Below are 26,937 nucleotides of genomic sequence, written 5' to 3'. Positions count from 1 at the left end.
CGGAACGTCGCTGCGATTCACCTTCGGCCGAGCGGCCTCTCCCGACGGGGTCGGGAGGGATCTGCTCAGGGGTTTGGCGTACAGACGCCGAGGGACAAGGCTACCAGAGCCCGGAGGGGCACCTGCTCGGGGTGAGCGGGTGCCCCACCGGGGTCCGGACGACCGGGAACGTCAGTCGTCAGTGGCGGCCGAGACCGACTGCGGCGTCTGCTGCTCCGCCGCCGCGGTCTTCTTCGACACCGACTTCTTGGCCGTGGTCTTCTTCGCGGTCGTCTTCTTGGCCGTCGTCTTCTTGGCGGCGGTCTTCTTCGCCGCGGTCTTCTTGGCGGCCGTCTTCTTCGCCGGGGCCTTCTTGGCGGCGGTCTTGCGCGCCGTCTTCCTGGCGGGTGCGGCGGTCTCGCCTTCGGCCGGGGCGGACTCGGCCGCCTCGGCGACCGGCTCCGGCTCGGCGGCGGGCGCGGACGCCGCCTCCGGCGCGGAGGCGCCCACGACCACCACGGCCGCGTCCTCGGCACCCGTCGGCGAGCCCGCCGGGGCGGACACCTTCCGGGTCGCCCGACGGCGCGTACGCGGCGCGGGAGCGGCCTCGGGGGCCTCGGCGGCCTCCGGGGCGGCGGCGGAGGCGGGCGCCTCGGCCGTGGCCCCGGCGGCCTGCTCCGGCGCCTGCTCGGCCTGCTGCGCCTGCTCGGCCTTTGCTGCCCGCTTCCCCCGCCTTCCGGCCTTGGGGGCTTCCTTCTGCTCGTCCGGGCCGACGACGACCACGGCCTCCTGCTGCGCGGCGGCCTTCGGGGCACCCGCCGGGGCGGACGCCTTACGGGTCACCCGGCGGCGGGAACGGCCACGGGTCGCGGCGGCCTCGGCCTCGGCGGCGCTGCTGTACAGCTCCTCGTCGGCCGCGAAGACCGGCTCCGGCAGTGCCGTGGGGGCCGCGGCCTCGGCGGCGGCCTCCTCGGCGGCCTCGACCACCGTCTCGCCCTCGGCCTCGGCTTCGGCCTCCGCCTCGGTCTCGGCGACGGCCCGGTCCTGCTCGGGCGCCTGCTGACCGCCACCGGACTTCTTCTTCTTGCGCTTGCCGCCACCGCCACCGGCCGACGTGGGCTGGTCCATGTGGACGATCACGCCACGGCCGTTGCAGTGCACACAGCTCTCGGAGAAGGACTCCAGCAGCCCCTGGCCGACCCGCTTACGGGTCATCTGCACCAGGCCCAGCGAAGTGACCTCCGCCACCTGGTGCTTGGTGCGGTCCCGGCCCAGGCACTCCAGCAGCCTGCGCAGCACCAGGTCCCGGTTGGACTCCAGCACCATGTCGATGAAGTCGATCACGATGATGCCGCCGAGGTCGCGCAGCCGCAGCTGGCGCACGATCTCCTCGGCCGCCTCCAGGTTGTTCCTGGTGACCGTCTCCTCCAGGTTGCCGCCCTGGCCGGTGAACTTGCCGGTGTTGACGTCGACCACGATCATCGCTTCGGTCCGGTCGATCACCAGCGAACCGCCGCTGGGCAGCCAGACCTTGCGGTCCAGCGCCTTCATCAGCTGCTCGTCGATCCGGTAGGTGGCGAAGACATCGACGTCCGAGCTCCACTTCTGGAGCCGGTCGGCGAGGTCGGGCGCGACATGCTCGACATAGCCGTGGATGGTGTTCCAGGCGTCGTCACCGCTGACGATGACCTTGGAGAAGTCCTCGTTGAAGATGTCGCGGACGACCCGGACGGTCATATCCGGCTCGCCGTAGAGCAGCGACGGCGCGTTGCCGGTCTTCGCCTTCTTCTGGATCTCCTCCCACTGCGCCTGGAGACGCCGGACGTCGCGGGCGAGCTCGTCCTCGCTGGCGCCCTCCGCGGCGGTGCGGACGATCACGCCCGCGTCCTCGGGAACGATCTTCTTGAGGATCTGCTTCAGCCGGGCCCGCTCGGTGTCGGGCAGCTTGCGGCTGATACCGGTCATCGAGCCCTCGGGCACGTACACCAGGTAGCGGCCGGGCAGGGAGACCTGGCTGGTCAGCCGGGCGCCCTTGTGGCCGATCGGGTCCTTGGTGACCTGGACCAGCACCGACTGCCCGGACTTCAGGGCGGTCTCGATCCGGCGCGGCCCGTTGGCCAGGCCCAGCGCCTCGAAGTTCACCTCGCCCGCGTACAGCACGGCGTTACGGCCCTTGCCGATGTCGACGAAGGCGGCCTCCATCGACGGCAGCACGTTCTGGACCTTGCCCAGGTAGACATTGCCGACGTAGCTGCTGGACTGCTCCTTGTTGACGAAGTGCTCGACGAGGACGTTGTCCTCGAGCACCCCGATCTGGGTGCGCTCACCGCTCTGCCGCACCACCATGACCCGCTCGACCGCCTCACGGCGGGCCAGGAACTCGGCCTCGGTGATGATCGGCACCCGGCGGCGGCCCTGCTCGCGCCCCTCACGGCGGCGCTGCTTCTTGGCCTCCAGACGGGTCGAGCCCTTGATGGACTGCACCTCGTCGGCGCCGGTACCGGGCTCGGCCTCCTTCTTACGGGGCTCACGGACCTTGACGACGGTGCGCTCCGGGTCGTCACCGCCCCCGTCGACATCGGAGTCCCCGCTGCGACGGCGGCGGCGACGACGGCGACGGCTGCTGCTGGAGCCTCCGCCGTTGTCCTCGGCGCCCTCGTCGGCCCGGCCGCTGCCGGACTCCTCGGCGCCCTCGCCCTCGGCGGACTCGTCCTCGTGGTCCTCGCCCTCGGCGCGCCCCTCGCCACCCTCGGCGTCGGCGGCCTCACCCCGGCGGCGGCGACGGCCACCACGGCGACGGCGGCGGGCCGGGCGGTCACCCGACTCGTCGTCGTCCTGCTCGCCCTCGGCCCGCTGCTCCTCGGCCTCGGACGGCTCGGCGGACTCGGCGGCGGTGTCGGTCTCGGGGGTCTCCGGGGCCTTGGCGGCCTCGGTGGTCTCCGTGCGCTCCTCGGCGGGCTCGCCACGGCGGCGGCGACGGCGGCGGGCGGGCGCCGCGGTCTCGGCCGCGGGCTGCTCCTCCTCGGTCTCCTCGGCCCCGGCTTCCCCGCCCTGGGCGGCCGCGGCCTCGGCGGCGGCGCTCTCCGGGGTCTGGAACACCGGCTCGGTGAAGACCGGCGCCTGGAACACGGCCGTCGGCGGGCGCGCGGCCCGGCGGCGGCGCGGCGCGGGCTCCTGCTCGGGCTCCGCCTCGGCGGCCCCGGACTCGGTGGACGCGGCCTCGGACTCGGCGGCGGCCGCACGGGTCGCCCGGCGGCGGCCACGGCCGCGCGGCGCCTCCTCGGTCGCGGTGGTCTCCTCGGCCGCGGCGGGAGTCTCCTCGGCGGCTACGCCCTCCTGCGCGGCGGGCGTCCCGGCGGCCTCCGGCGCACCGGCCGCGGCCTTACGGGCGGCCCGGCGCCGCGTCCGCGCGGGCGCGGTCCCGGCGGGCTCCTCAGCGGAGGCAGCCGCCTCGGCGGTCTCCGGCTCCGGCGCGACCGCGGAGGACTCCTGCGGCGCACCGACGGGGGCGGTCGCCTTACGGGTCGCCCGGCGGCGGCTACGGCCCCGCGGGGCTTCCTCGGCGGACTCGGCGGGCTCCACGAGTTCGGCCGGGGCATCGGCTGCGACTGCGGCTGGGGCGGTGGCCTCCTCACCACTGCCGCCAGCGGCCGCCGTAGACGACGCGTCCTCGTCGGCCGACCGCGGCGCGCCCGCCGGAGCGGTCGCCTTACGGGTGGCACGGCGACGCGATCGCGCGGGCGGCGCGGGCTCGGAAGCGGGCTCGTCGGCGGATCCGGACTCCGGCCGGGACGGCGCGTCGGCCGCGGCCGGAGCGGCCTTCTCCTCGGCCGCCACGACCGTCTCCGCGGTCTGCGGCGCACCGGCCGGAGCCGTGGCCTTACGAGTGGCGCGACGGCGCGACCGGGCGGGCGGCGCGGCCTCGGTGACCGGTTCGGCCGCGGGCTCGGCGGCGGCGCTCTCCGGGTCCCGTCCGGCGTCGGCGGGCACGACCGTTTCGGCGGCCTCCGGCGCTCCGGCCGGGGCGGTCGCCTTACGGATCGCCCGACGGCGGCTACGGGCGGGCGCGGCGGATTCGGCATCGGCACCGGCGGCCATCGCGGCACCGGCGGCGACCGGCCCGGAGGCGGTGACCTCGGCGATCTCCTCGGCCGGTATGGCCGGCACGGTGGGGGTGACGGTCTCCGCGTCACCCACTCCGCCCACCGGTGGACCGGCGGGCCGGGAGGCCGCACGGCGGCGGCGCGGCGGCAGGGTGTCACTGGGGGTGGTGTCCTGAACGTCCCCGGGGGCGCCGACGCGTGGCGCGCTCTGCCCCAGGGGCTGGGCAGGCTGGACAGGTTCGATCGGCTCAATGGGCTCGAGCATGCGGGCGGTTCTCCCGTCACGCTCCCGGGCGCCGCGCCGTCTTCCGGCCGCAGCCGCGCGGTGCGCGGGTGCCGCCGTCCGGGGCGCGGGCGCCGCACGGGAGCTGTCGTCTCGCTCGCCGGATCCGGCTATGGCCGGGACCGGCGAAAGTCTCCTGGTCAGTGCGCCAGCCGGACCCGGGTGGCTCCCAAGTGCATCGGCGGCGCGTCGACGGCGGTCCTTACGCGGAACCTTCCGGCGCCATCGCGGCGGTCAGCTCGGCGGCCGTGGGTGGGGCGGCCGTGACTGCCTCGCGATCGGGCGCGAGCGGGTCGGTCACCGTGCCGGACTCCTCATCGAGCAGCCCCTGCGCCAGCCTGGTCACCGCTGCGGGGACCGGCGGCGCCAGGTCGGCCGTAGCGCGGAGACCGGACAGGACGTCGTCGGGTCGTACGGCAGGTGTCAGATGCCGTACCACCAGCCGCAGTATCGCACAGCCACCGTCCACCGGCCTATCGGCCGGGGCATCGATCGCCTCCAGCCGGACCACCGCGGCGCGGGTGTCGAAGGTGCGCAACCCGTTTTTGGTCCGGCGCTGCACCTCGACCGTGTCGGCCTCGAGGAAGGCGGCGACGGCCCGTTCGGCCTCCGCATGGGTGACCCGGTCCAGCCGGAGCTCCCATACGGACGCCTCCAGCCGGTCCGCCAGACCGGAGGTCCCGGCCTCGACGGCGTCGATCACGTCCAGGCCGGGGGGCAGCGACTCATTGAGGAGAGCGCGCAGCGTGTCGGGCTCGCGCGCCTCGGTGAGCTGGATCTCCAGGTACTCGGCCTCACTGCCGGTGCCGGTGGGTGCGGCATTGGCGTACGACACCTTGGGGTGCGGGGTGAATCCCGCCGAGTACGCCATGGGCACCTCGGCGCGGCGCAACGCCCGCTCGAAGGCGCGCTGGAAGTCGCGGTGGCTGGTGAACCGGAGGCGGCCGCGCTTGGTGTAGCGCAAACGGATGCGCTGCACCGCCGGTGCGGGCGGCGGGCCTTCGGGCTGTCGCTTGCCCAGGGGAGTCTCTCCTTGAATTCCTCGGCCTTTCGGTGCCGGGCCCGCTCGGCCCGGCACCTTCCAGCCTACTTCGTGGGCTGCCGGTGAACGGTCGGCTACTTCACGACCGACAGCGGCAGCATCTTGCGGCCCGTGGGGCCGATCTGGATCTCGGTCTGCATCTGCGGGCAGACGCCGCAGTCGAAACAGGGGGTCCAGCGGCAGTCGTCGACCTCGGTCTCGTCGAGCGAGTCCTGCCAGTCCTCCCAGAGCCAGTCCTTGTCGAGACCGGAGTCCAGGTGGTCCCAGGGCAGGACCTCCTCGTAGGTGCGCTCGCGGGTGGTGTACCAGGCGACGTCCAGCCCGAATTCGGGCAGCGCCCGCTCGGCGCACTCCATCCAGCGGTCGTAGGAGAAGTGCTCGCGCCAGCCGTCGAAACGGCCGCCGTCCTCGTAGACGGCGCGGATGACGGCGCCCACCCGGCGGTCACCGCGGGAGAGCAGGCCCTCGACGATGCCGGGCTTGCCGTCGTGGTAGCGGAAGCCGATGGAGCGGCCGTACTTCTTGTCGCCACGGATCCGCTCGCGCAGCTTCTCCAGACGCGCGTCCGTCTCCTCGGCGCTGAGCTGCGGCGCCCACTGGAACGGGGTATGCGGCTTGGGGACGAACCCGCCGATCGAGACGGTGCAGCGGATGTCGTTCTTACCGGACACCTCACGGCCCTTGGCGATGACCTTCGTCGCCATATCGGCGATCTGGAGGACGTCGTCGTCGGTCTCGGTCGGCAGCCCGCACATGAAGTACAGCTTCACCTGCCGCCAGCCGTTGCCGTAGGCGGTGGAGACGGTCCGGATGAGGTCCTCTTCGGAGACCATCTTGTTGATGACCTTGCGGATGCGCTCCGAACCGCCCTCGGGGGCGAAGGTCAGCCCCGACCGGCGGCCGTTACGGGTCAGCTCGTTCGCCAGATCGATGTTGAACGCGTCCACCCGGGTCGAGGGCAGGGACAGACCGATCTTGTCCTCTTCGTACCGGTCCGCCAGCCCCTTGGCGATATCGCCGATCTCGGTGTGGTCGGCGGAGGACAGCGACAGCAGGCCGACCTCCTCGAAGCCGGTGTTCTTCAGCCCCTTCTCGACCATCTCGCCGATTCCGGTGATGGAGCGCTCGCGCACCGGACGGGTGATCATGCCCGCCTGGCAGAAGCGGCAGCCACGGGTGCAGCCGCGGAAGATCTCCACCGACATCCGCTCATGGACGGTCTCGGCCAGCGGCACCAGGGGCTGCTTGGGGTACGGCCACTCGTCGAGGTCCATGACGGTGTGCTTGGACACCCGCCACGGCACACCCGAGCGGTTGGGCACCACACGGGCGATCCGGCCGTCGGCCAGGTACTCCACGTCGTAGAACCGCGGAACGTAGACCCCGCCGGTGCGGGCGAGCCGGAAGAGCAGCTCCTCACGGCCGCCGGGGCGGCCCTCGGCCTTCCAGGCCCGGACGATCTCGGTGATCTCGAGCACGGCCTGCTCACCGTCGCCGATCACCGCGCAGTCGATGAAGTCCGCGATCGGCTCGGGGTTGAACGCGGCGTGACCGCCCGCGACCACGACGGGGTGGTCCTCGGTGCGGTCGGCGGCGTCCAGCGGGATCCCGGCCAGGTCGAGCGCGGTGAGCAGGTTGGTGTAGCCCAGCTCGGTGGAGAACGAGACACCGAACACGTCGAACGCGGCGACCGGGCGGTGCGAGTCCACGGTGAACTGCGGCACCTTGTGCTCGCGCATCAGCTCCTCGAGATCGGGCCAGACGCTGTAGGTGCGCTCGGCGAGCACACCCTCGCGCTCGTTGAGGACCTCGTAGAGGATCATGACGCCCTGGTTGGGCAGACCGACCTCGTACGCGTCGGGGTACATGAGCGCCCAGCGGACGTCACAGTCGTCCCACGGCTTGACCGTGGAGTTGAGCTCCCCGCCTACGTACTGGATCGGCTTCTGCACGTGCGGGAGCAGGGCCTCGAGCTGTGGGAAGACCGACTCGACAGACATCGTGTGGGAGATACCTTCGTGAGCTGACAGGGGTGACCCTCAAGCGTACCGGTCCCGCGGGCGGCCTCTCGCCACGGATCTACGTCTCCAGGGCCGCCCGGTGGCCGGGCCGGGAGACCTCGGCCCACAGCTCCGGCAGCTCCCGCTCCCGGGAGGCGGCCAGCGCCTCCTCACGGCCGTACAGCAGTCCGTAGGTGAAGGAGCTCTCCCCCGCCGCGTACGACTGGACGCCGAGCTCGCGCAGCGCCTCGCGGACCACCACGCTGTCCTGGTGGTCGCCGAGCAGCTCCTGCACGGCGGTCATCAGCTTCTTGAACCGTTTGGCGGGCTTGCCGAGCGCGGGACGGGCCGCCTCGGCGGCGTAGCGGACCCGTTTGGCGTCCTTGCGCGCCTCGTGGAGGGTGATGTCCCGGTCCGGGCCCGCGGGGGCGTGCAGGGCCGTCTCGACGCGGTCGGCGAGCCGCCGGTAGTCGCGCAGCACGGCCTTGAGGATCACCTCCTCGGCGGGGCGGGCGGCGGCCGGGCGCAGCGGCGGGTCGGCGAGCAGGGCGTCGAGCCGGTCCAGGAGCGCGAGATGCCGCTCGCCGTCCAGGACCTCCAGCAGCCTGCCGCGCGAGCCCTGGCGGCGCGCCTCGGACCAGATGCGCAGCCGGGCGGCCACCGGGCCGAGCCGCAGTTCGACGGGGATCTCGGCGAGCCGTTCCTCGAGCCGCGCGGTGAGCACTTCGCGGTCGCGGTCGATGCCCAGCTCGGCGGCGAGCCACTTCAGCTCGGCGCCGATGGGGTCGGTGACGGCGCGGTCCAGCACCTTGCGGTAGGAGCGGAAGGCGGAGCGCAGCCTGCGGGTGGCGACGCGCATCCGGTGGACGGAGTCGGGGGTGTCCAGCCGTACGGCGGGGTCGAGGGTGACGATGGCGGTGATCTGACGGCGTACGTAGGCGAGGACGACATCGCCCGCGGTGGCCCCGGCGTCCGGCTTCTTCGCCCTGGCATCCAACTTCTTGGTCTTGGCGGGCTTCTTCGCCGACCGCGTCGCGGGATCGGTCTCGGCCAGCGCCCGGGCCAGCTTGGAGGGGGAGGCCGACCGGCACAGCCCGGCCTCGGCCAGCCGCGGCTCCAGCGCGTCGAGCAGCGCCGGGTCACCGCCCTCGGCCAGCTCCACCTCGTACTCGGTCCACCGGACCGCCTCCCCGGCCTCCGGTGCCAGCCGCCGGGCCGTGACGCGATCGGCGGAGATCTCGGCGAGCGGCGCGCCGTCGGCGTCCACCAGCTGCCTGACTTCCCGCTCGGACAGGAGATGGACGAGGGGTACGAGCTCGGTGGAGCGGACGCGGGAGCGGACCAGCGCGGCCAGCTCGGCGGGCAGGGCGTCCGAGAGCGGGGCGCGGATCTCGTCCCGGGTGTCGGCGCCCACCGGCAGTTTGAGGTGCCAGCCCTCGTCGCCGCCGCCGGTGCGGCGGCGCAGGGTGACGCCGTCGGCCGCCAGGCGGCGGCAGGGGGTGTCGTAGTAGAGGGCGTCCAGCGTGACCACACCGCGGTCCGTCACACCCGCGACCGTGGCGACGCCGGTCAGATCCGGCAGTCCGCGGTCAGTGGTGGTCCCGTTCGCCTCGTACTTGCGCTCGATCTCCCGCATCTTGTCCACCATGAACCGAATCTAGTCGCCCCGGGGCGGGTGCGGGAGTCCCCCGGAGCGCGCCGACGTCAGGCGGAAACCGGGCGCTGCACCCGGATGGACTGGAGCAGACCGACCGCGATCCAGACGGCGAACATCGAGGAGCCGCCGTAGGAGACGAACGGCAGCGGGAGTCCGGCCACCGGCATGATGCCGAGGGTCATCCCGATGTTCTCGAACGCCTGGAAGGCGAACCAGGCGATGATCCCGGCGGCGACGACCGTCCCGTACAGCTCGCTGGTGCCCCGGGCGATACGGCAGGCCCGCCACAGCACGATCCCCAGCAGCACGATGATCAGGCCCGCGCCGAGGAAGCCCAGTTCCTCCCCCGCCACCGTGAAGACGAAGTCGGTCTGCTGCTCGGGCACGAACTGGCCGGTGGTCTGGGTGCCGTGGAACAGCCCCTTGCCGGTGAGCCCGCCCGAACCGATGGCGATCCGGGCCTGGTTGGTGTTGTAGCCGACACCGGCCGGGTCCAGGGCGGGGTTGGCGAAGGCCGCGAAGCGGTCGATCTGGTACTGGTCCAGCACGCCGAGCTGCCAGATGAGCACCGCGCCGATCACCGCGGTGAGGATCAGCCCGGCGACCCAGCGGTTGGAGGAGCCGGAGGCGAGCAGTACGGCGAGCACGATCACCGCCATGACCATCACCGAGCCGAGGTCCGGCATCAGCAGCACGATGGCGATGGGCAGCGCGGCCAGACCGAGGGACTGGACCACGGTGCGGTGGTCGGGGTGCACCCGGTCGCCCGCGTCCACCCGGGTCGCCAGCAGTATGGCCATCCCCAGGATGATCGTGATCTTGGCGAACTCGGAGGGCTGGAGCGAGAAGCCGCCGCCGATCTGGATCCAGGCGTGGGCGCCGTTGACGGTCGAGCCCAGCGGGGTGAGCACGGCCAGCACCAGGACCACGGAGAGCCCGTAGAGGATCGGGACCGCACCGCGCAGGGTGCGGTGGCCCAGCCAGATGGTGCCGATGGCCAGCAGCAGCCCGATACCGGTGTTGAGCGCGTGCCGGACCAGGAAGTAGTACGGGTCGCCCTGGTTGAGCTCGGTGCGGTTGCGGGTCGCGGAGTACACCAGCACCGCACCGATGGCGGAGAGGGCGAGCGCGCAGATCAGCAGCACCCAGTCCAGTCGGCGGACCAGCGAGTCACGGGCGGTGAGCTTGCTCCAGGTGCCGCGCTCCGGGGTGAAGCGGCGGACGGAGTAGTTATGGGTGGACGCGCTCATCGCTGGGCTCCCCGGCGCCGTTCGTTCGCCGCGAGGGCGAACTGCTTGCCCAGGGGCTGGGCCTCGATGGAGCCATCGGGCTCGATCTTGGGAAGGTTGGCCTGCGGCTGGGGCAGCAGCGCCTTCTTCTTGTCGATGCCGCCCTTGTTGTCGATGCCGTAGAGCGCGTTGTAGATCTTGCGCACGGCCGGGCCGGAGGCCCCGGAGCCGGTACCGCCCTGGGAGATCGTCATGATGACCGAGTAGTCCTTGGTGTACGTCGCGAACCACGAGGTGGTCTGCTTGCCGTAGACCTCGGCGGTACCGGTCTTGGCGTGCATCGGGATCTTGTTCTGCGGCCAGCCGTTGAACCGCCAGGCGGCGGTGCCCCGGGTGGCCACGCCGGCGAGGGCGTTGTCGATCTTGTCGCGGGTGCCGGGCTTCATCGGCAGCTTGCCGTGCGAGGTGGGCTTGATCTTGGTGATCTTCTTGCCGTCGGGGCTGACGATCGCCTTGCCGATGCTGGGGTCGTACATCGTGCCGCCGTTGCTGATGGCCGAGTAGATGGTGGCCATCTGGATCGGGGTGACGAGGGTGTCGCCCTGGCCGATGGAGAAGTTCACCGAGTCACCGGCGCGCATCTTCATGCCCTCGAGGCAGTTCTCGTAGGAGAGCCGCTGGCCGTAGTCGCCGTCCTTCTTGGCGCTCTTGCACCAGCCGTCCTTGTTGGCCTTCCAGTAGTCCTTCTTCCACTGGCGGTCCGGGACCCGGCCGGTGACCTCGTTGGGGAGGTCGATACCGGTCTCCTTGCCCAGGCCGAACTGGTGGGCGGTCTTGTAGAACCAGTCCGCGGCCTTCTTCTTCGGCTTGTTGCCGCCGTCCTTCTTCCACTGCTCGTAGGCGAGGTTGTAGAAGACGGTGTCGCAGGAGACCTCGAGGGCGCGGCCGAGGCTGATGGGGCCGTAGTTGGCGGACTCGAAGTTCTTGAAGACCTGGCTGCCGATGCTGAAGGAGCTGGTGCAGGGGTAGCGGCCGTCGAAGTCGTAACCGGCGTTGACCGCGGCGGTCGTCGGGATCACCTTGAAGATCGAGCCGGGGGCCGCCTGCCCCTGGATGGCCCGGTTCAGCAGCGGGTAGTTGGAGTCCTTGCCGGTGAGCTGCTTGTAGTCCTTGCCGGAGATACCGCCGACCCAGGCGTTGGGGTCGTAGGTCGGGTTGGAGGCCATGGCCACCACACGGCCCGTCTTCGCCTCCATCACCACGACCGCACCGGAGTCGGCCTTGTAGTTACGGCCGGTGTTCTTGTCGAACTGCTTACGGGCGTCCTTCATCGCCTGTGCCAGCTCCTTCTCGGCGACCGACTGGACGCGTGAGTCGATGCTGGTGACGACGTTGTCCCCGGGGCGGGCCCGCTGGCTCTCCTTCTGGCCGATCACCCGGCCGAGGTTGTCGACCTCGTAGCGGGTGACCCCGGCCTTGCCGCGCAGCTGGCTGTCGTACTGGTGCTCGAGCCCGTTGCTGCCCACCTGGTCGGAGCGGAGCAGCGGGGACTTGGTGTGCTCGGCCTTCTTGATCTGCTCATCGGTGACCGGGGAGAGATAGCCGAGCACCTGGGCGGCGTTGGACCCGGCGGGCGCGGCGTACCGGCGCACCGCGGTGGGCTCCGCGCTGATCCCGGGGAAGTCCTCCTCGCGCTCCCGGATCTGGAGGGCCTGCTGGGGGCTGGCCTCATCGGTGATCGGGATGGGCTGGTACGGGGAACCGTTCCAGCACGGCTGCGGGGTCTTGGCGTCGCACAGCCGGACCTTGGTCAGCACGTCCTCGGGCTTCAGCTTCAGCACGCCCGCGAGACGGGTGAGGACGGCCTTTCCGTCGTCCGGCTCCTTCATCAGGGCGGTCCGGCTGGCGGAGACCACGAGCCGGGTCTCGTTGTCGGCGAGCGGCACGCCCCGCGCGTCCAGTATCGAACCGCGCACCGCGGGGTGGACGACCTGCTGGACGTGGTTGTTGGCGGCCTTCTTGGTGTACTCGTCGCCGTTGCGGATCTGGAGGTACCACAGCCGTCCGCCGAGGGTGAGCAGCAGTGAGAAGACAAGGATCTGGATGGCCACGAGCCGGACGGTGACCCGCGGGGTCCGCCCGGTCTCAGGGATGTTACTCATGGCCTCCCCCGAGGGTGGTGGTGGACGACGACGGGCAGGCGGCGGACGACATGCGGACGCTGCTCACAGGCGCTTGACCCCCTTGATGCGTCCGGTCCGGCCCTTGCCGCCCTTGGTCAGCAGCCCGCCCCGCTGGCCGCCGATCCGGGCGGTGCGGCCCGTGCGCTTCAGACGGCTCAGCCGGCCGGCCCGCGCGGTACGGACGCCGCCCGCCGCGCTGATCCAGCGGGAGGCGCTGTCGCCACCGGGGCCGCCCGCGCTGTCGGCCATCGGATCGTTCTCGGCCTTGCGGGCGAGCGCCATGATCAGTGGTACCGCGAAGGGGGCCAGCAGCAGGTCGTAGAGGGCGGCGGTGAACAGCAGCTTGCTCAGCCCCACATGGCGGGCCGCGTCATCGCCGACGAGCTCGCCGACGCCCGCGTACAGCAGGGTGGCGCCGATGGCCGCCGCGACGACCACCAGCATCGGTCCGGTGGCCGACCGGAGCTGGCCGCTCTCCGGCTTGGCCAGCCCGGCCAGATAGCCGATGACGCACAGCACCAGGGCGTAGCGCCCGACCGCGTGGTCGGCGGGCGGGGCGAGGTCTGCCAGCAGTCCGGCGCCGAAGCCGATGAGGGCACCGCCGGTGTGTCCGTAGACCAGGGCGAGACCGAGCACGACGAGCAGCAGCAGATCGGGGACGGCGCCGGGCAGTTGCAGCCGGGCCAGTACGCAGATCTGGGTGAGCAGGGCGAAGAGGACCAGGAGGGTCGACAGGAGGATCCGGTTGAGGTGCAGCATCGGTCAGTCCCCGTTGTCCCGGTTGGCGGCGTCGTTCTCCCCGGGGGCGGTGGTCTCGCCCCCGGCGGCGTTGGGGTTCCCGGCGGCGTCGGGGCCCCCTTCGGCGGCGCTGTCCCGGTTGGCGTTGCCCGAGGGGCGGCCGGAGGGCGTCGCCGTCACGGTGACCGTCGGCGTCGGCTTGGGCTTCGCCGGTTTGGGCGGCAGCACGGTGTCGCGCGGGTTGGAGCGCGGCGGCTCGACCACCACACCGACGATGTCCAGCTTGCTGAACGACACATAGGGGCGCACCTGGAGGGTGCGGGTGAGGTCGCCGCCGGTGGGGTCGACCCGGACCACCTTGCCGACCGGAACGCCGGGTACGAACGGCTTGTCCGCCTGGGAGCCGAAGGTGACCAGCCGGTCGCCCTTCTTGATCTTCGCCTTGCCGTTGAGGAGCTGGACGTGGAGCGAGCGGTCGCCGCGCCCGCCCGCGAAGCCGAGCTCACCGGACTTCTCCATCCGGGTGCCGACGGTGAAGTCGGGGTCGATGGCGAGCAGCACGGTGGAGGTGGAGGGGCCGACGGTGGTGACCCGGCCGACCAGTCCGTCACCGTTGAGGACGGTCATATCGCGGCGGATGCCGTCGTCGCTGCCGATGTCGATGGTGACGGTCCAGGAGAAGCCCTGGGCGGCGCCGATACCGATGACCTCGGCGCCCTTGATGCCGTACTGGCCGCGGCTGGCGACCTTGCGCAGCTTGTCGAGTTCGACCACCCGGGCGCGGTTGCGGTCATTGCTGCCGAGCCGCGCCTTCAGCTTGGCGTTCTCCTGCTCCAGCGCCTTGATGCGGTCGTGCCGGTCGTCGGAGTCCCGAACCGCCGCCACGGCGTTGCCGACCGGGTCGACGGCGGACGCGACGCCGTCCTCCACCGGGCCGAAGACCGAAGCGGCGGCCTGGCGCGCGCCGTCGAGGGGTGAGTCCTCGCCGCCGCGGATGTCCACCGTGATCAGCGCGAACGCGATGGCGACCAGCAGCACCAGGAGCAGCCGGCTCTCTCGTGTGTCCCTCACGTGCGGCGACGTGCCTTCCTCGTCGGAGTCGGACCGGTCCCGCTGTTATGTGGTCCACGGCCGGTCCTGGGGAGCCTTATGCCTGTATATCAGCGTTCCGCCGCACGGGCAGCCAGCGGCCGTCAACCCGTGCGGCGGATCCGCCGGATCGTCATCTGCGGGGCTGGGCGTCCAGCACCTGCTGGAGCGCCTCGAACTCCTCGACACACTTGCCGGAGCCGAGCGCGACGGAGTCCAGCGGGTCCTCGGCGATATGGATCGGCATCCCGGTCTCCCGGCGCAGCCGCTCGTCCAGGCCGCGCAGCAGGGCACCGCCGCCGGTGAGCACGATGCCCCGGTCCATCACATCGCCGGAGAGCTCCGGAGGGCATTTGTCGAGGGTCGTCTTGACCGCGTCGACGATCGAGTTGACCGGCTCCTCCATCGCCTTGCGGACCTCGGCGGCGGAGATGACAACGGTCTTGGGAAGTCCGCTGACCAGGTCACGGCCGCGGATCTCGGTGTGCTCCTCCTGGTCGCTCTCGAACGCGGAGCCGATGGTGATCTTGATGTTCTCTGCGGTGCGCTCCCCGAGCAGAAGGCTGTACTCCTTCTTGATGTGCTGGATGATCGCGTTGTCCAGCTCATCGCCGGCCACCCGGATGGACTGCGCGGTGACGATGCCGCCGAGCGAGATGACGGCGACCTCGGTGGTGCCGCCGCCGATGTCCACCACCATGTTGCCGGTGGCCTCATGGACCGGGAGGCCGGAGCCGATGGCGGCGGCCATGGGCTCCTCGATGATGTGCACCTGACGGGCGCCCGCCTGGGTGGACGCCTCGATGACGGCACGGCGCTCCACACCGGTGATACCGGACGGCACACACACCACCACGCGGGGCCGGGCGAGATAGCGGCGCTTGTGGATCTTCAGGATGAAGTACCGCAGCATCCGCTCGGTGATCTCGAAGTCGGCGATCACACCGTCCTTGAGCGGACGCACGGCGACGATGTTGCCAGGGGTCCGGCCGATCATCTTCTTCGCCTCGGCACCCACCGCGAGAATTCCACCGGTGTTGGTGTTGATGGCGACGACGGACGGCTCGTTGAGGACGATCCCGCGGCCCCTGACGTACACCAGCGTGTTGGCGGTGCCGAGGTCGACAGCCATGTCACGGCCGATGAACGACATGTTGTTCCCCATGAGGATACGTCAGGCCTTCCCTACTGGAGCGATTGCTTGCTTGAGGTTCGGCAGGATGGTTGCGCTGCGAGCGCGGAAGCTCTCATCGTAGTCACGCCCGCTCGAACACGCTGCGGGGGTCCTCCGCCATTGTCAGCAGAACACGAGCCCGCCCCCTCTAATGGTGACGTCGTGTCGCGGAGATGCGTTCCCCCGATCGGGCCGCATATACCGAGAGGCGGTCGATTAATTCGACCGCCCCCAGGTCAGCAGGGGTATGACCACTTGATGATCATTTAGCCCAAGCCGGGTGTGACCCGCCGGTAATCAGGCGAGACCGGGAAAGAAAATCTTGATTTCCCGCTGCGCGGACTCCTCCGAGTCCGAGGCGTGGATGAGATTCTCCCGAACGATGGTGCCGAAATCCCCGCGGATGGAACCCGGGGCCGCGGCGATCGGGTCGGTCGGCCCGGCCAGCGCCCGTACGCCCTCGATGACCCGCTCGCCCTCGACGACCAGCGCCACGACCGGACCGGAGGACATGAACTCCACCAGCGGCTCGTAGAACGGCTTGCCGACGTGCTCGGCGTAGTGCTGCTCGAGAAGGTCCCGGCCCAGCTCGCGCAGCTCCAGGGCGGTGATGGCCCAGCCCGCCTTCTTCTCGATCCGCCCCAGCACCTCGCCCACCAGACCGCGGCGTACGGCGTCGGGCTTGAGAAGGACGAGAGTGCGCTGGCTCACGGTGCGGGCTCCTTAGGGAAGTGGCATACGGGTGAAGCTGTGCCGCAGAGGCTACATGGGTGAACAGTGGTCACGTTACGCAGCGTCAGCGGAGGGGGTGGCACCGGCTCCGGCGAACCGGGCCTTGGCCTCGTCGACCTTCCGGCCGAAGTGGACCGAGGCCCACCACAGCCCGGCGAAGACCGCGCCGAGGAAGAACATCACGGGGACGATGAGACCGCTCAGCACCAGGCCCAGCTGAAGGGCCCAGCCGATCCGCACCGCGCCGGGACGGCTGAGCATGCCGCACAGCAGCACACAGAGCGCCATGGCGATCGCGCAGACCGTCCAGACGGCGCCGGTCGACAGATCGGCCGTCTTCATCGCGACCAGCCCCCCGAAGCCGATGACGAAGAACTCACCGATCAGGGTGGAGGCACAGAGCGTTCGCATATCAGCCCTTTCCCAGAAGCAGCCGGGCCTCGCCGACCGTGATCACGGATCCGGTGACCAGCACCCCCGCGCCGGAGTATTCACCCTCTTCCTCCGCCAGGGTGACAGCCTGCTCCAGAGCGTCGTCCAGCCGGGGCTCGACCTGTACCCGGTCGGCGCCGAAGACCTCGACGGCGATGGCCGCCAGCTCGTCCGCGTCCATCGCGCGGTGGGTGGAGTTACGCGTCACCACCACCTCGGCGAAGACCGGCTCGAACGCCTCCAGCAGCCCGCGCACGTCCTTGTCGCCGCTGGCCCCCACCACACCGATCAGCCGGCTGAAGCCGAACGCCTCGGTGACCGCCTCGGCCGCGGCGCGCGCGCCCGCCGGATTGTGGGCGGCGTCCAGCACCACGGTGGGGCTGCGGCGCACCACCTCCATCCGGCCGGGCGAGGTGACCGAGGCGAAGGCGGTGCGGACGGTGTCGATGTCGAGTGTGCGCGCGTGCTGGGTGCCGATACCGAAGAACGCCTCGACGGCGGCCAGGGCCACCGCGGCGTTATGGGCCTGGTGGGCACCGTAGAGCGGGAGGAAGACCTCCGGGTACTCACCGCCGAGACCGCGCAGGGTCAGCAGCTGGCCGCCGACCGCCGCCTCACGGGAGAGCACCCCGAACTCCATGCCCTCGCGGGCCACCGTGGCGTCCACCTCGACCGCGCGCTTGAGGATCACCGACGCGGCCTCCACCGGCTGCTGGGCCAGCACCACGGTGGCGTCCTGCTTCACTATCCCGGCCTTCTCCTGGGCGATCTGCTCAGGAGTGGTGCCGAGCCGGTCGGTGTGGTCCAGGGAGATCGGCATGATCACCGAGACTCCCGCGTCGATCACATTGGTCGCGTCCCAGCAGCCGCCCATGCCGACCTCGACGACCGCGATGTCCACGGGCGCGTCCGCGAAGGCCGCGTAGGCCATCCCGGTGAGCACCTCGAAGAAGGACAGCCGGTGCTCCTGCTGGGCGTCCACCATGTCCACGTACGGCTGGATGTCCTGGTACGTCTCGATGAACCGCTCGGCGGAGATGGGCGCGCCGTCCAGGCTGATCCGCTCGGTGATGGACTGCACATGCGGGCTGGTGTAGCGGCCGGTGCGCAGCTCGAAGCCGCCCAGCAGCGACTCGATCATGCGCGCGGCGCTGGTCTTGCCGTTGGTCCCGGTGATGTGGATCGAGGGGTAGGCGCGCTGCGGCGAACCGAGGATGTCCATCAGCGCCTCGACCCGTCCGAGCGACGGGTCGAGCTTGGTCTCCGGCCAGCGCTCGGCCAGCTTCGCCTCCACCTCGCGCAGCGCGCGGTCCACCTCGGGGTCGGCGGGCCGGGCCGGGACGCCGTCACCCTGCGGCGGGCCGGACTGGGTACGCAGCGTCCGGCTGCCGGCCTCGATCACCGCCAGATCGGGGTCACGGTCGGTCTCGGCTCCGACGATCTCTTCGAATTCGTCCGGTTCGTCGGCTTCGTTCTGGGGGCGCTCGCTCACGCGGTCCAGTCTACGAGGGCGGACCCGCTGGTCCTTCGCGCGCCTCATGCCCTCACCCCAGCGCGGCCCGCATCACCGCCTTGGCGATCGGACCGGCCAGCCCGCCGCCGGAGACATCGGCGCGCGCCGCGTCGCTGTCCTCGACCACCACCGCGACCGCGACCTGGTGGCCCTTGCCGTCATCGGCGTAGCTCACGAACCACGCGTACGGCTTACCGCTGTTGTTCTCTCCGTGCTGCGCGGTGCCCGTCTTGCCGCCCACCTCGGTACCGGGGATCGCGGCGTTGGTGCCGGTGCCCCGGTCCACGACGGTCCGCATCGCCGAGCGCAGCTGGGCCGCGGTGTCCTCGGACATCGCCCGGCCGTACTCCTTCGCCTCGGCGCGGTCCAGCACGGACGCGCTGCCGTCCGTCGTACGGTCCACCAGATTCGGGGTCATCAGCTTGCCGTCCCCGGCGATGGCCGAGGTCACCATGGCCATCTGGAGCGGGGTCGCGGTGACGTCGAACTGGCCGATACCGCTCAGCCCGGTCTGCGAGTCGTTCATCCCGTCCGGATAGACGCTCTTCGCGGCGCGCACGGGGATGTCCAGCTCCGAGTCGTCGAAGCCCAGCTTCTCGGCCTGCGCCGCCACCTTCTTCTGGCCCAGGTCCACGGCCATCTTCGCGAAGACGGTGTTGCACGAGTACTGGAGGGCGGTGCGGATCGTGGCGTCCTCGCAGGGCGCCGACGCGTTCTCGTTGCGCAGTTCGGTGACCGTGCCCGGCAGCAGATACGGATCGGGGCTGTGGGTCCGCTCGTTCACCGAGTCGTACAGCCCGTCCTCGAGCGCGGCCGCGGCCACCACCAGCTTGAAGGCCGAGCCCGGTGGATAGGTCTGGCGCAGTGCCCGGTTGAGCATCGGCTGCTCCTTGTCCTTCTGGAGCTTCTGCCACGCCTTCTGGTCATCGGCGGAGGAGCCCGCGAAGGTGCCGGGGTCGTAGGAGGGCGTGCTCGCCAGGGCGAGGACCCGGCCGGTGTCCGGGTCGATCGCCACGGCCGCCCCGGTCTTGTCCCCCAGCCCCTCGAAGGCGGCCTTCTGGGCGGCCGGGTCGATCGTGGTGATCACGTCGCCGGGCTTGGAGGGCTCCCGGGTGACCGCCTGGAGGGGGTTCTTCAGCCTGTTGTCGGAGCCGTCGAGGACCGAGTGCTCCAGGGCCTCCAGCTGGTTGCTGCCGTACGCCTGGGAGGCGTAGCCGGTGACCGGCGCGTACAGCTCGCCGTCGGTGTAGGTGCGCTTGTAGCGCAGATTGCCCCCGGTGGCCCGGGAGCCGGTGACCGGCTTGCCGTCGACGACGATGTCGCCGAGGGGGTTCGCGTACTGGGCGATGGCCTTACGGGTGTTGTGCGGGTTGTCCCGGAGACTGCTGCCCTGCGCCATCTGGACATAGGTGACCCAGGCGATGAGGGTCAGCACCAGCAGCAGCGAGAACACGGATGCCTTCCGCAGCGGCTTGTTCATTCAGCCAGAGCTCCTTCCGGGACGTACGTGGGAAAGACTCCCGGAAGGGCCGTTGTGGTTCCCGATGGGGCATACCTGTGCATCGGCTGTGAAACCGGTGTGCGCCACCACCCCGCGCACGCGTCAGCGCCCCCGCCGACGGACGGCGGGGGCGCTGACGGACGAACGCGGCGCGCTGCGGGCTCAGCCCTTGGGCAGCGCCTCCAACTGGGCGGTGATCCGGGCGATATCGGCCTCGGCGGCCGCCTGCCGGGTGCGGATCTTCTCCACCACATGGTCCGGCGCCTTGGCGAGGAAGCCCTCGTTGGCCAGCTTCGCCGTGGTCTGCGCCTTGTCCTTCTCGGCCGCGGCGAGGTCCTTGGCCAGCCGCTTGCGCTCGGCCCCGACGTCGATCGCGCCGGACAGGTCCAGCGCCACCGTGGCGCCCGCGACCGGCAGCGAGGCGGTCGCGGTGAACTCCTCACCGGCGGGCTGGAGGCGCAGCAGCGAGCGCATCGCGTCCTCGTGGGGCGCCAGCTGGGTGCCGGACAGCTCGAGCCGCGCGGGGACCCGCTGGCCGGGCTGGAGCCCCTGGTCGGCGCGGAACCGGCGGACCTCGGTGACCACCTGCTGGAGGTTCTCGATCTCCCGCTCGGCCGCCTCGTCCCGGAAGCCGCTGTCCTTCGGCCAGTCGGCGATGACCACCGATTCCTGGCCGGTCAGCGAGGTCCACAGCTTCTCGGTGACGAAGGGGACGACCGGGTGCAGCAGCCGCAGGGTGACGTCCAGGACCTCACCGAGGACGCGGCGCGAGGCGTCGGCCTCCGGACCGCCCTTGGCGAAGGTGGTCTTGGACAGCTCGACATACCAGTCGAAGACCTCGTCCCACGCGAAGTGGTAGAGGACGTCGGAGACCTTGGCGAACTGGTAGTCCTCGTAGAAGCCGTCGACCGCGGCGACGACCTCGTTCAGCCGGGACAGGATCCAGCGGTCGGTGGCCGAAAGCCGCTCGGGGGCGGGGAGTTCGCCCTCGACCGTGGCCCCGTTCATCAGCGCGAAGCGGGTCGCGTTCCAGATCTTGTTGGCGAAGTTGCGGGACGCCTGGACCCAGTCCTCGCCGATCGGCACGTCCACACCGGGGTTGGCGCCGCGGGCCAGGGTGAACCGGACGGCGTCGGAGCCGTACTGGTCCATCCAGTCCAGCGGATTGACCGCGTTCCCAAAGGACTTGGACATCTTCTTGCCGAACTGGTCACGGACCATGCCGTGCAGGGCGATGGTGTGGAACGGCGGGGTGCCGTCCATCGCGTAGAGGCCGAACATCATCATCCGGGCGACCCAGAAGAAGAGGATGTCGTAGCCGGTGACCAGGACCGCGTTGGGATAGAACTTCTCGAGGCTCTCGGTCCGCTCCGGCCAGCCCAGAGTGGAGAACGGCCACAGACCCGAGGAGAACCAGGTGTCCAGGACGTCGTTGTCCTGCGTCCAGCCCTCGCCGCCGGGCGGCTCCTCGTCCGGGCCGACGCACACGACCTCGCCGTTCGGCCCGTACCAGACCGGGATCCGGTGGCCCCACCACAGCTGGCGCGAGATGCACCAGTCATGGAGGTTGTCGACCCAGTCGAAGTAGCGCTTGGACATCTCCTCCGGGTGGATCCGCACCCGGCCGTCGCGGACCGCGTCGCCCGCGGCCTTGGCGAGCGGACCGACCTTGACCCACCACTGCATCGACAGCCGTGGCTCGATGGTGGTCTTGCAGCGCGAGCAGTGGCCGACGGAGTGGGTGTACGGCCGCTTCTCGGCGACGATCCGGCCGTCGGCACGGAGCGCGCCGACGATGGCGCTGCGCGCCTCCAGCCGATCCAGGCCCTGGAAGGGGCCATGGGCGGTGATCACCGCGTGCTCGTCCAGGACGGAGAGGTTCGGCAGGCCGTGGCGCTGGCCGATCTCGAAGTCGTTCGGGTCGTGGGCCGGGGTGACCTTGACCGCGCCGGTGCCGAACTCCGGGTCGACATGGGCGTCGGCGACGACCGGGATGCGGCGGCCGGTGAGCGGCAGCTCGATCTCGGTGCCGACCAGGTGGCGGTAGCGGGCGTCGTCCGGGTGGACCGCGACCGCGGTGTCACCGAGCATCGTCTCGGCGCGGGTGGTGGCGACGACGATGGAGGACTCCCCCTCGCCGTAGCGGATCGAGACCAGCTCGCCGTCCTCGTCGTCGTACTCCACCTCGATGTCGGAGATGGCGGTGAGACAGCGTGGGCACCAGTTGATGATGCGCTCGGCGCGGTAGATCAGCTCATCGTCGTAGAGCTTCTTGAAGATGGTCTGGACGGCCTTGGACAGCCCCTCGTCCATCGTGAAGCGCTCGCGGTTCCAGGCGACACCGTCGCCCAGGCGCCGCATCTGGCCGGAGATCTGCCCGCCGGACTCGCCCTTCCAGCGCCACACCCGCTCGACGAACGCCTCACGGCCCAGGTCGTGGCGGGAGAGGCCCTCCTTGGCCAGCTCCCGCTCGACCACGTTCTGCGTGGCGATACCGGCGTGGTCCATGCCGGGCTGCCAGAGCGTCTCGTATCCCTGCATGCGCTTGCGCCGGGTGAGCGCATCGATGAGGGTGTGTTCGAAGGCATGACCGAGGTGCAGCGATCCGGTCACGTTCGGGGGCGGGATGACAATGGTGTAGGGCTCTTTGTCGCTCTTCGCGCTGGCCTCGAAATAACCACGCTCCACCCAGCGCTCGTACAACTGCCCCTCTACATCGGCCGGCGCGTACTGGGTCGGCAGTTCGGGGTGGCTGTTCGGCCCGCTGTCGGGGCGCTGCGAAGAGTTCTCGGTCACGGTCGCAGTCTAAAGGGCGGGGGCACTCCGTTACGAACCCGTTGTGGCCCCGGCGCCGAGCCACGGCAGCGCGTCGGGAAGGATGTTCCGCACCCTGCCCTGCACATCACGGAGAGAGGCACGATGAGCTATCAGCAGCCGCCGCCGCAGCCCGGCCCCTACGGGGGTCAGCCAGGGCCGTACGGCGCCGGCCAGCCGCCTGTGCCCAATCCATATGCCCAGCAGCCCCAGCACCCCGGCTACGCCCAGCCCCCGCAGGGAGGCTACGGCCAGCCGGGACCGTACGGCGCGCCGGGGCCGTACGCGGCGCCCCAGGGACCCTACGGTCAGCCTCCGCAGACTCCGCAGCAGGGGGCGGGCTACTACGGCGGACCGCCGCCCGCGGCCGGTGGCCGCGGCAAGGGGCGGACCATCGGCCTCACGGTGGGCGCCCTGGTGGTCGTGGGCGGTCTGGTGGCGGGGGGCTTCGCGCTGTTCGGCGGGGAGAGCGGTCCGTACAAGCTGACGACGCCCGAGACGGTCGCGGCGGAGTACCAACGCCAGGGGGCGGGCACCGACGACAGCGATCTGTCGGCGGCGGGCAAGAAGGACCTCCAGAGCATTCCGGTCATCAAGGATCCGCATCTGGTGGCGGCCGACTACCAGACGGCCGGCAAGAAGATGATGAAATTCACCGGCGTCTGGGGCGAGGTGACCGATCCACGGCGGGGTGCGGACCTCGTACTGGCGGTCATCGTCAAAACCCTGCGGGACAACGGCACCGCCGAGGCCAACGGCTCGGCGCAGGAGTTCACCCCGGACGGCTTCGACGGGGACGTCCTGAAGTGCCAGTCGATGAAGTTCACCTCGCAACAGGGATCCATGGAGGCGCCCGCATGCGTCTGGGGCGATAGGAACACCCTGGGCGTGGCCGTGATGGCGGACCCGGCTGCCGCGGTTCTCGGCGACAGCATGTCCTTGAAGGACGCCGCCGACCTGACGGCCAAGGTGCGCGAGGACGCGCGCGTCGCACGGGACAGCTAGCAACACCCAAGTTCAAACGAAGGACTGAGATGAGTTACAACCAGCCGGGCCCCTACGGCCAGCAGCCCCAGCAGCCGGGGCCCTACGGGCAGGGCGGTGCCGCCGGCCAGCCCGGCTACGGCTACCCGCAGCAGGGCGGCTACGGGCAGCAGCCCCCGCCGCCGAATCCCTACGGCCAGCCACAGGGCCAGCCGCAGGGTCAGCCACAGCCGGGCTACGGCTACCCGCAGGCGCCCCAGCAGCCCGCCCCGCCGTACGGCCAGCCCCAGCAGCCGTACGGTCAGCAGCCTCCCTACGGGCAGCCGGGCATGCCGGGCCCGTACCAGCCGGGCCCCGGCCCCGGCGGCAACAAGAAGAAGGGCATAGCGATCGCCATCGGCGCGGTGGTCGTGGTGGCCGCGGTGGTCGGCGGCATCGTGCTCATGGGCGGCGGTGACGACGACAAGGGCGGCAGCGCCAAGGGCGGCGGCAAGGGCGGCAGCTCGAAGGTCGCCGACGACGGCAAGCGCTACAAGCTCACCGCGCCCCAGACCGTGGCCACGGACTACACCAAGAAGCCCGGGCAGGACAGCGACTCCGCCCTGAGCGAGAGCGACAAGAGCGACTTCGCCGCCTTCGGTGTCACCAACCCGGAGGGCGCGGGCGGCCAGTACAGGTCGGGCACGGGCCTCGATCTCAAGGCCCTGGAGTTCAAGGGCGTCTGGGGCCAGGTGAAGGACCCGGCGAAGGTGGTCGACGGCGCCTTCGCGAAGATGGCCAAGGAGGCCACGAACGACCCGTCCGCCGGTTCCAGCGGCGCCCAGGCCGAACTGGTCGGCAGCCCCGAGGAGATGTCCCCCAGCGGCCTCGACAACGCCGTGATGAAGTGCCAGAACGCCAAGTTCACGCCGGGTTCGTCCGCCACCAGCGGCGCCAAGTCCTTCACCATCCCGATCTGCATGTGGGGTGACCACAGCACGGTCGGCTATGTGGTGGTCTCCGACACGGCGTCCGCGGTGTCGGGCAGGGGCATGACGCTGGACCAGGCCGCCGAGATCACCGCCAACGTCCGCAAGGACGCGCGTGTCGAGATCAGTTAAGCCAACCGGAAAGGGGAGTCCCCAGCACCCATGAGCTACAACCAGCCACCGCCACCACCCGGTCCGCCGCCCGGACCGCTCGGTGGCGGTCAGCCCAATCCGTACGGTGGGGGCCAGCAGCCGTCCGCCGAGCCCAACCCGTACGCCCAGTCCCCGTCCTACGGCTACCCCCAGCAGCCGCAGGCACCCCAGCAGGGGTACGGCTTCCCCCAGCAGCCGGCACCCTACGGCCAGCCTCCCTACCCCGGGCAGCCCGGACAGCCCGCGCCCGGGGGCGGCCGCAACACGACCAAAATCATCGCCATCACCGCCGCCGCGCTCGTGGTGGTGGGCGCGGTCGTCACCGGAGCCGTGGTGCTCACCGGTGGCGAGGACAAGCCCAAGGCGATGAAGCTGGTCACCCCCAAGGAGCTCGACGACGGCGGCTACACGCTGGACAAGGGCACGACGGACCTCAAGAACGAGGGCACCAGCGTGCAGGACAGCATGCCCGAGGGCGCGACCTCCGTCATGGCCCGCTACACGCAGGCCGACGACGAGAACTCGGGGCTGGTCTTCTCCGGTATGTACGGCGAGATCAGCGACCCCGCCAAGGTCCAGGACTCGATGTTCAAGGGGTTCAAGGGCGGCGACAGCGACCCGGGCGCCGAGGGCAAGCGCAAGAAGTTCCAGCCCGACGGCGCGGACGGCCCCGCCATCGAGTGCCAGGTCGTCAAGATCTACAACCGTCTCTACGCCCCGGCCTGCGCCTGGGCGGAGAAGACCGACGCCGCGATGGTGCTGGACGTCGACGGGGAGAACGAAGAAGCCTCCGACGTCGACATGGAAGCCTTCGCCAAGGTGACCGCCGGCATCTACAAGGACACCCGCAAGCCCGCCTGAGGCGCCGCGGGGGCGCCCTCAGAAGCGCGTCAGAGACACGGAGAGACACGAAGAGGGCCCCGGAAGCCGGGGCCCTCTTCGTATGCGCTGTGGGGCGGTGAGGCGGTCAGGCGCTCTTCTCGTGGCGCTCGCCCGGCTCGGTGCCGCGGGTGCGCGGGACCAGCGTCGGGTTGACGTTGGAGTGCACGACCTCTTCGGTGATGACGACCCGGGCGACGTCCTTGCGGGACGGCACCTCGTACATCGCCGACATCAGCACCTCTTCGATGATGGCGCGCAGCCCGCGCGCGCCGGTGCCGCGCAGGATGGCCTGGTCGGCGATGGCCTCCAGGGCGGGACGGTCGAAGTCCAGCTCCACACCGTCGAGTTCGAACAGCCGCTGGTACTGCTTGACCAGAGCGTTCCTCGGCTCGACCAGGATCTGGAGCAGCGCCTCGCGGTCGAGGTTGTGGACGGAGGTGATGACCGGCAGACGGCCGATGAACTCCGGGATCATCCCGAACTTCACCAGGTCCTCCGGCATGACCTCCTGGAACTGGTCGCTGGCCTCGATCTCGCGCTTGGAGCGGATGGTGGCGCCGAAGCCGATGCCCTTGGCGCCGGCCCGCGACTCGATGATCTTCTCCAGACCGGCGAACGCACCGCCCACGATGAACAGCACGTTCGTGGTGTCGATCTGGATGAACTCCTGGTGCGGGTGTTTACGGCCGCCCTGCGGCGGAACGGAGGCGGTGGTGCCCTCCAGGATCTTCAGCAGCGCCTGCTGGACACCCTCGCCCGAGACATCGCGGGTGATCGAGGGGTTCTCGCTCTTGCGGGCCACCTTGTCGATCTCGTCGATGTAGATGATGCCCGTCTCGGCCTTCTTGACGTCGTAGTCAGCGGCCTGGATCAGCTTCAGGAGGATGTTCTCCACGTCCTCGCCGACATAGCCCGCCTCGGTGAGCGCGGTGGCGTCGGCGATGGCGAAGGGGACGTTGAGCATCCGGGCGAGGGTCTGGGCCAGCAGCGTCTTACCCGAGCCGGTGGGACCGAGCAGCAGGATGTTGGACTTCGCCAACTCGATGCCGTCGTCGCGGTGGCCGCCGTTCTCCCCCGCCTGCACCCGCTTGTAGTGGTTGTAGACGGCGACGGAGAGCGCCTTCTTGGCGGCCTCCTGGCCGACCACATAGCCCTCGAGGAACTCGTAGATCTCACGCGGCTTGGGGAGTTCCTCCCAGCGCACCTCGGAGGTCTCGGCGAGCTCCTCCTCGATGATCTCGTTGCAGAGATCGATGCACTCATCGCAGATGTACACACCGGGGCCCGCGATGAGCTTCTTCACCTGCTTCTGGCTCTTCCCGCAGAACGAGCACTTGAGCAGGTCGCCGCCGTCACCGATGCGTGCCACGAGGTGCTTCCCCTTCGCCTTGGATCCGCTTTGCTCCGCGGACCCGGGTGCTTGCGCTGCGCTTTCTGCGTCTGTTACCGGAGACCGACCCCGGCCCTCTATGACGGTACCT

Annotated in this window: 18 protein-coding genes; 3 read left to right on the top strand and 15 right to left on the bottom strand. The window is 70.7% G+C overall.

Annotation, left to right across the window (positions count from 1 at the left end):
* Window positions 1–171: 171 nt before the first annotated feature.
* The 14 genes from AB0C66_RS06915 to AB0C66_RS06850 form a co-directional block, all read right to left on the bottom strand.
* Window positions 172–4,347, bottom strand: a complete 4,176-nt coding sequence (locus tag AB0C66_RS06915; protein ID WP_362433852.1) for an Rne/Rng family ribonuclease — start codon at window positions 4,345–4,347, stop codon at window positions 172–174.
* A 220-nt stretch (window positions 4,348–4,567) separates the two neighbouring features.
* Window positions 4,568–5,344: a TIGR03936 family radical SAM-associated protein gene (locus AB0C66_RS06910; RefSeq protein WP_362433850.1), complete on the bottom strand. Its 777-nt coding sequence runs from the start codon at window positions 5,342–5,344 to the stop codon at window positions 4,568–4,570.
* A gap of 137 nt (window positions 5,345–5,481) precedes the next feature.
* Entirely contained in the window at window positions 5,482–7,407 is a 1,926-nt protein-coding gene (locus tag AB0C66_RS06905; protein ID WP_362433848.1) for a TIGR03960 family B12-binding radical SAM protein, read from the bottom strand.
* 79 nt (window positions 7,408–7,486) lie between these two features.
* The gene (locus AB0C66_RS06900; RefSeq protein WP_362433846.1) at window positions 7,487–9,055 is read right to left on the bottom strand and encodes a CYTH and CHAD domain-containing protein; all 1,569 of its coding nucleotides are present in this window, start codon (window positions 9,053–9,055) and stop codon (window positions 7,487–7,489) included.
* A gap of 56 nt (window positions 9,056–9,111) precedes the next feature.
* Window positions 9,112–10,314 (bottom strand): rod shape-determining protein RodA, encoded by a 1,203-nt coding sequence (gene rodA / locus AB0C66_RS06895; RefSeq protein WP_362433843.1) that lies wholly within the window; start codon window positions 10,312–10,314, stop codon window positions 9,112–9,114.
* Entirely contained in the window at window positions 10,311–12,455 is a 2,145-nt protein-coding gene (gene mrdA / locus AB0C66_RS06890) for a penicillin-binding protein 2 (protein WP_362433841.1), read from the bottom strand. The genes rodA and mrdA overlap by 4 nt, the downstream gene beginning before the upstream one ends.
* Before the next feature lie 63 nt (window positions 12,456–12,518).
* The gene (gene mreD / locus AB0C66_RS06885) at window positions 12,519–13,232 is read right to left on the bottom strand and encodes a rod shape-determining protein MreD (RefSeq protein ID WP_362435523.1); all 714 of its coding nucleotides are present in this window, start codon (window positions 13,230–13,232) and stop codon (window positions 12,519–12,521) included.
* Window positions 13,233–13,238: 6 nt separating this feature from the next.
* A complete protein-coding gene (gene mreC, locus AB0C66_RS06880) occupies window positions 13,239–14,285 on the bottom strand; it encodes a rod shape-determining protein MreC (RefSeq protein ID WP_362433839.1) in 1,047 nt (348 codons plus the stop codon).
* A gap of 151 nt (window positions 14,286–14,436) precedes the next feature.
* Window positions 14,437–15,456, bottom strand: a complete 1,020-nt coding sequence (locus tag AB0C66_RS06875; protein WP_060944038.1) for a rod shape-determining protein — start codon at window positions 15,454–15,456, stop codon at window positions 14,437–14,439.
* 318 nt (window positions 15,457–15,774) lie between these two features.
* Window positions 15,775–16,188 carry a nucleoside-diphosphate kinase gene (gene ndk, locus AB0C66_RS06870; RefSeq protein WP_362433837.1) on the bottom strand — a complete coding sequence of 138 codons (414 nt, stop codon included), beginning with the start codon at window positions 16,186–16,188 and terminating at the stop codon, window positions 15,775–15,777.
* 75 nt (window positions 16,189–16,263) lie between these two features.
* A complete protein-coding gene (locus AB0C66_RS06865) occupies window positions 16,264–16,620 on the bottom strand; it encodes a DUF4233 domain-containing protein (protein ID WP_362433834.1) in 357 nt (118 codons plus the stop codon).
* A 1-nt stretch (window position 16,621) separates the two neighbouring features.
* Entirely contained in the window at window positions 16,622–18,133 is a 1,512-nt protein-coding gene (locus tag AB0C66_RS06860; protein ID WP_362433832.1) for a folylpolyglutamate synthase/dihydrofolate synthase family protein, read from the bottom strand.
* A 52-nt stretch (window positions 18,134–18,185) separates the two neighbouring features.
* Window positions 18,186–19,634, bottom strand: coding sequence for a penicillin-binding protein 2 (locus tag AB0C66_RS06855; RefSeq protein WP_362433830.1), 1,449 nt, complete (start codon window positions 19,632–19,634; stop codon window positions 18,186–18,188).
* Window positions 19,635–19,817: 183 nt separating this feature from the next.
* Complete coding sequence (locus tag AB0C66_RS06850) at window positions 19,818–22,451, bottom strand: valine--tRNA ligase (RefSeq protein WP_362433828.1); 2,634 nt, start codon at window positions 22,449–22,451, stop codon at window positions 19,818–19,820.
* Window positions 22,452–22,574: 123 nt separating this feature from the next.
* Between AB0C66_RS06850 and AB0C66_RS06845 the strand changes: the two genes are divergently transcribed.
* The 3 genes from AB0C66_RS06845 to AB0C66_RS06835 are packed head-to-tail and all read left to right on the top strand — an operon-like array spanning window position 22,575 to window position 25,435.
* On the top strand, window positions 22,575–23,474 hold the full coding sequence (locus tag AB0C66_RS06845) for a hypothetical protein (RefSeq protein WP_362433826.1): 900 nt from the start codon (window positions 22,575–22,577) through the stop codon (window positions 23,472–23,474).
* A gap of 29 nt (window positions 23,475–23,503) precedes the next feature.
* A complete protein-coding gene (locus AB0C66_RS06840) occupies window positions 23,504–24,553 on the top strand; it encodes a hypothetical protein (protein ID WP_362433824.1) in 1,050 nt (349 codons plus the stop codon).
* Between the two features lie 30 nt (window positions 24,554–24,583).
* Complete coding sequence (locus AB0C66_RS06835; RefSeq protein ID WP_362433822.1) at window positions 24,584–25,435, top strand: hypothetical protein; 852 nt, start codon at window positions 24,584–24,586, stop codon at window positions 25,433–25,435.
* Window positions 25,436–25,541: 106 nt separating this feature from the next.
* On the opposite strand, the gene clpX is transcribed toward AB0C66_RS06835, so the two are convergent.
* A complete protein-coding gene (gene clpX, locus AB0C66_RS06830) occupies window positions 25,542–26,825 on the bottom strand; it encodes an ATP-dependent Clp protease ATP-binding subunit ClpX (protein WP_362433819.1) in 1,284 nt (427 codons plus the stop codon).
* Window positions 26,826–26,937: the final 112 nt, after the last annotated feature.

The organism is Streptomyces sp. NPDC048636 (genome assembly GCF_040650655.1).
Lineage (GTDB): Bacteria > Actinomycetota > Actinomycetes > Streptomycetales > Streptomycetaceae > Streptomyces.
Note: the sequence above shows the minus strand (reverse complement) of the source record. Positions and strands in the feature narration are given on the sequence as shown.

What these genes read in the sequence shown, in the direction of transcription:
- AB0C66_RS06915 (WP_362433852.1), bottom strand. Translation starts at nt 4,347, where the DNA reads ATGCTCGAGCCCATTGAGCCGATCGAACCTGTCCAGCCTGCCCAGCCC.
- AB0C66_RS06855 (WP_362433830.1), bottom strand. Translation starts at nt 19,634, where the DNA reads ATGAACAAGCCGCTGCGGAAGGCATCCGTGTTCTCGCTGCTGCTGGTG.
- AB0C66_RS06835 (WP_362433822.1), top strand. Translation starts at nt 24,584, where the DNA reads ATGAGCTACAACCAGCCACCGCCACCACCCGGTCCGCCGCCCGGACCG.
- AB0C66_RS06840 (WP_362433824.1), top strand. Translation starts at nt 23,504, where the DNA reads ATGAGTTACAACCAGCCGGGCCCCTACGGCCAGCAGCCCCAGCAGCCG.
- AB0C66_RS06900 (WP_362433846.1), bottom strand. Translation starts at nt 9,055, where the DNA reads ATGGTGGACAAGATGCGGGAGATCGAGCGCAAGTACGAGGCGAACGGG.
- AB0C66_RS06845 (WP_362433826.1), top strand. Translation starts at nt 22,575, where the DNA reads ATGAGCTATCAGCAGCCGCCGCCGCAGCCCGGCCCCTACGGGGGTCAG.
- mrdA (WP_362433841.1), bottom strand. Translation starts at nt 12,455, where the DNA reads ATGAGTAACATCCCTGAGACCGGGCGGACCCCGCGGGTCACCGTCCGG.
- AB0C66_RS06865 (WP_362433834.1), bottom strand. Translation starts at nt 16,620, where the DNA reads ATGCGAACGCTCTGTGCCTCCACCCTGATCGGTGAGTTCTTCGTCATC.
- AB0C66_RS06905 (WP_362433848.1), bottom strand. Translation starts at nt 7,407, where the DNA reads ATGTCTGTCGAGTCGGTCTTCCCACAGCTCGAGGCCCTGCTCCCGCAC.
- rodA (WP_362433843.1), bottom strand. Translation starts at nt 10,314, where the DNA reads ATGAGCGCGTCCACCCATAACTACTCCGTCCGCCGCTTCACCCCGGAG.
- AB0C66_RS06875 (WP_060944038.1), bottom strand. Translation starts at nt 15,456, where the DNA reads ATGTCGTTCATCGGCCGTGACATGGCTGTCGACCTCGGCACCGCCAAC.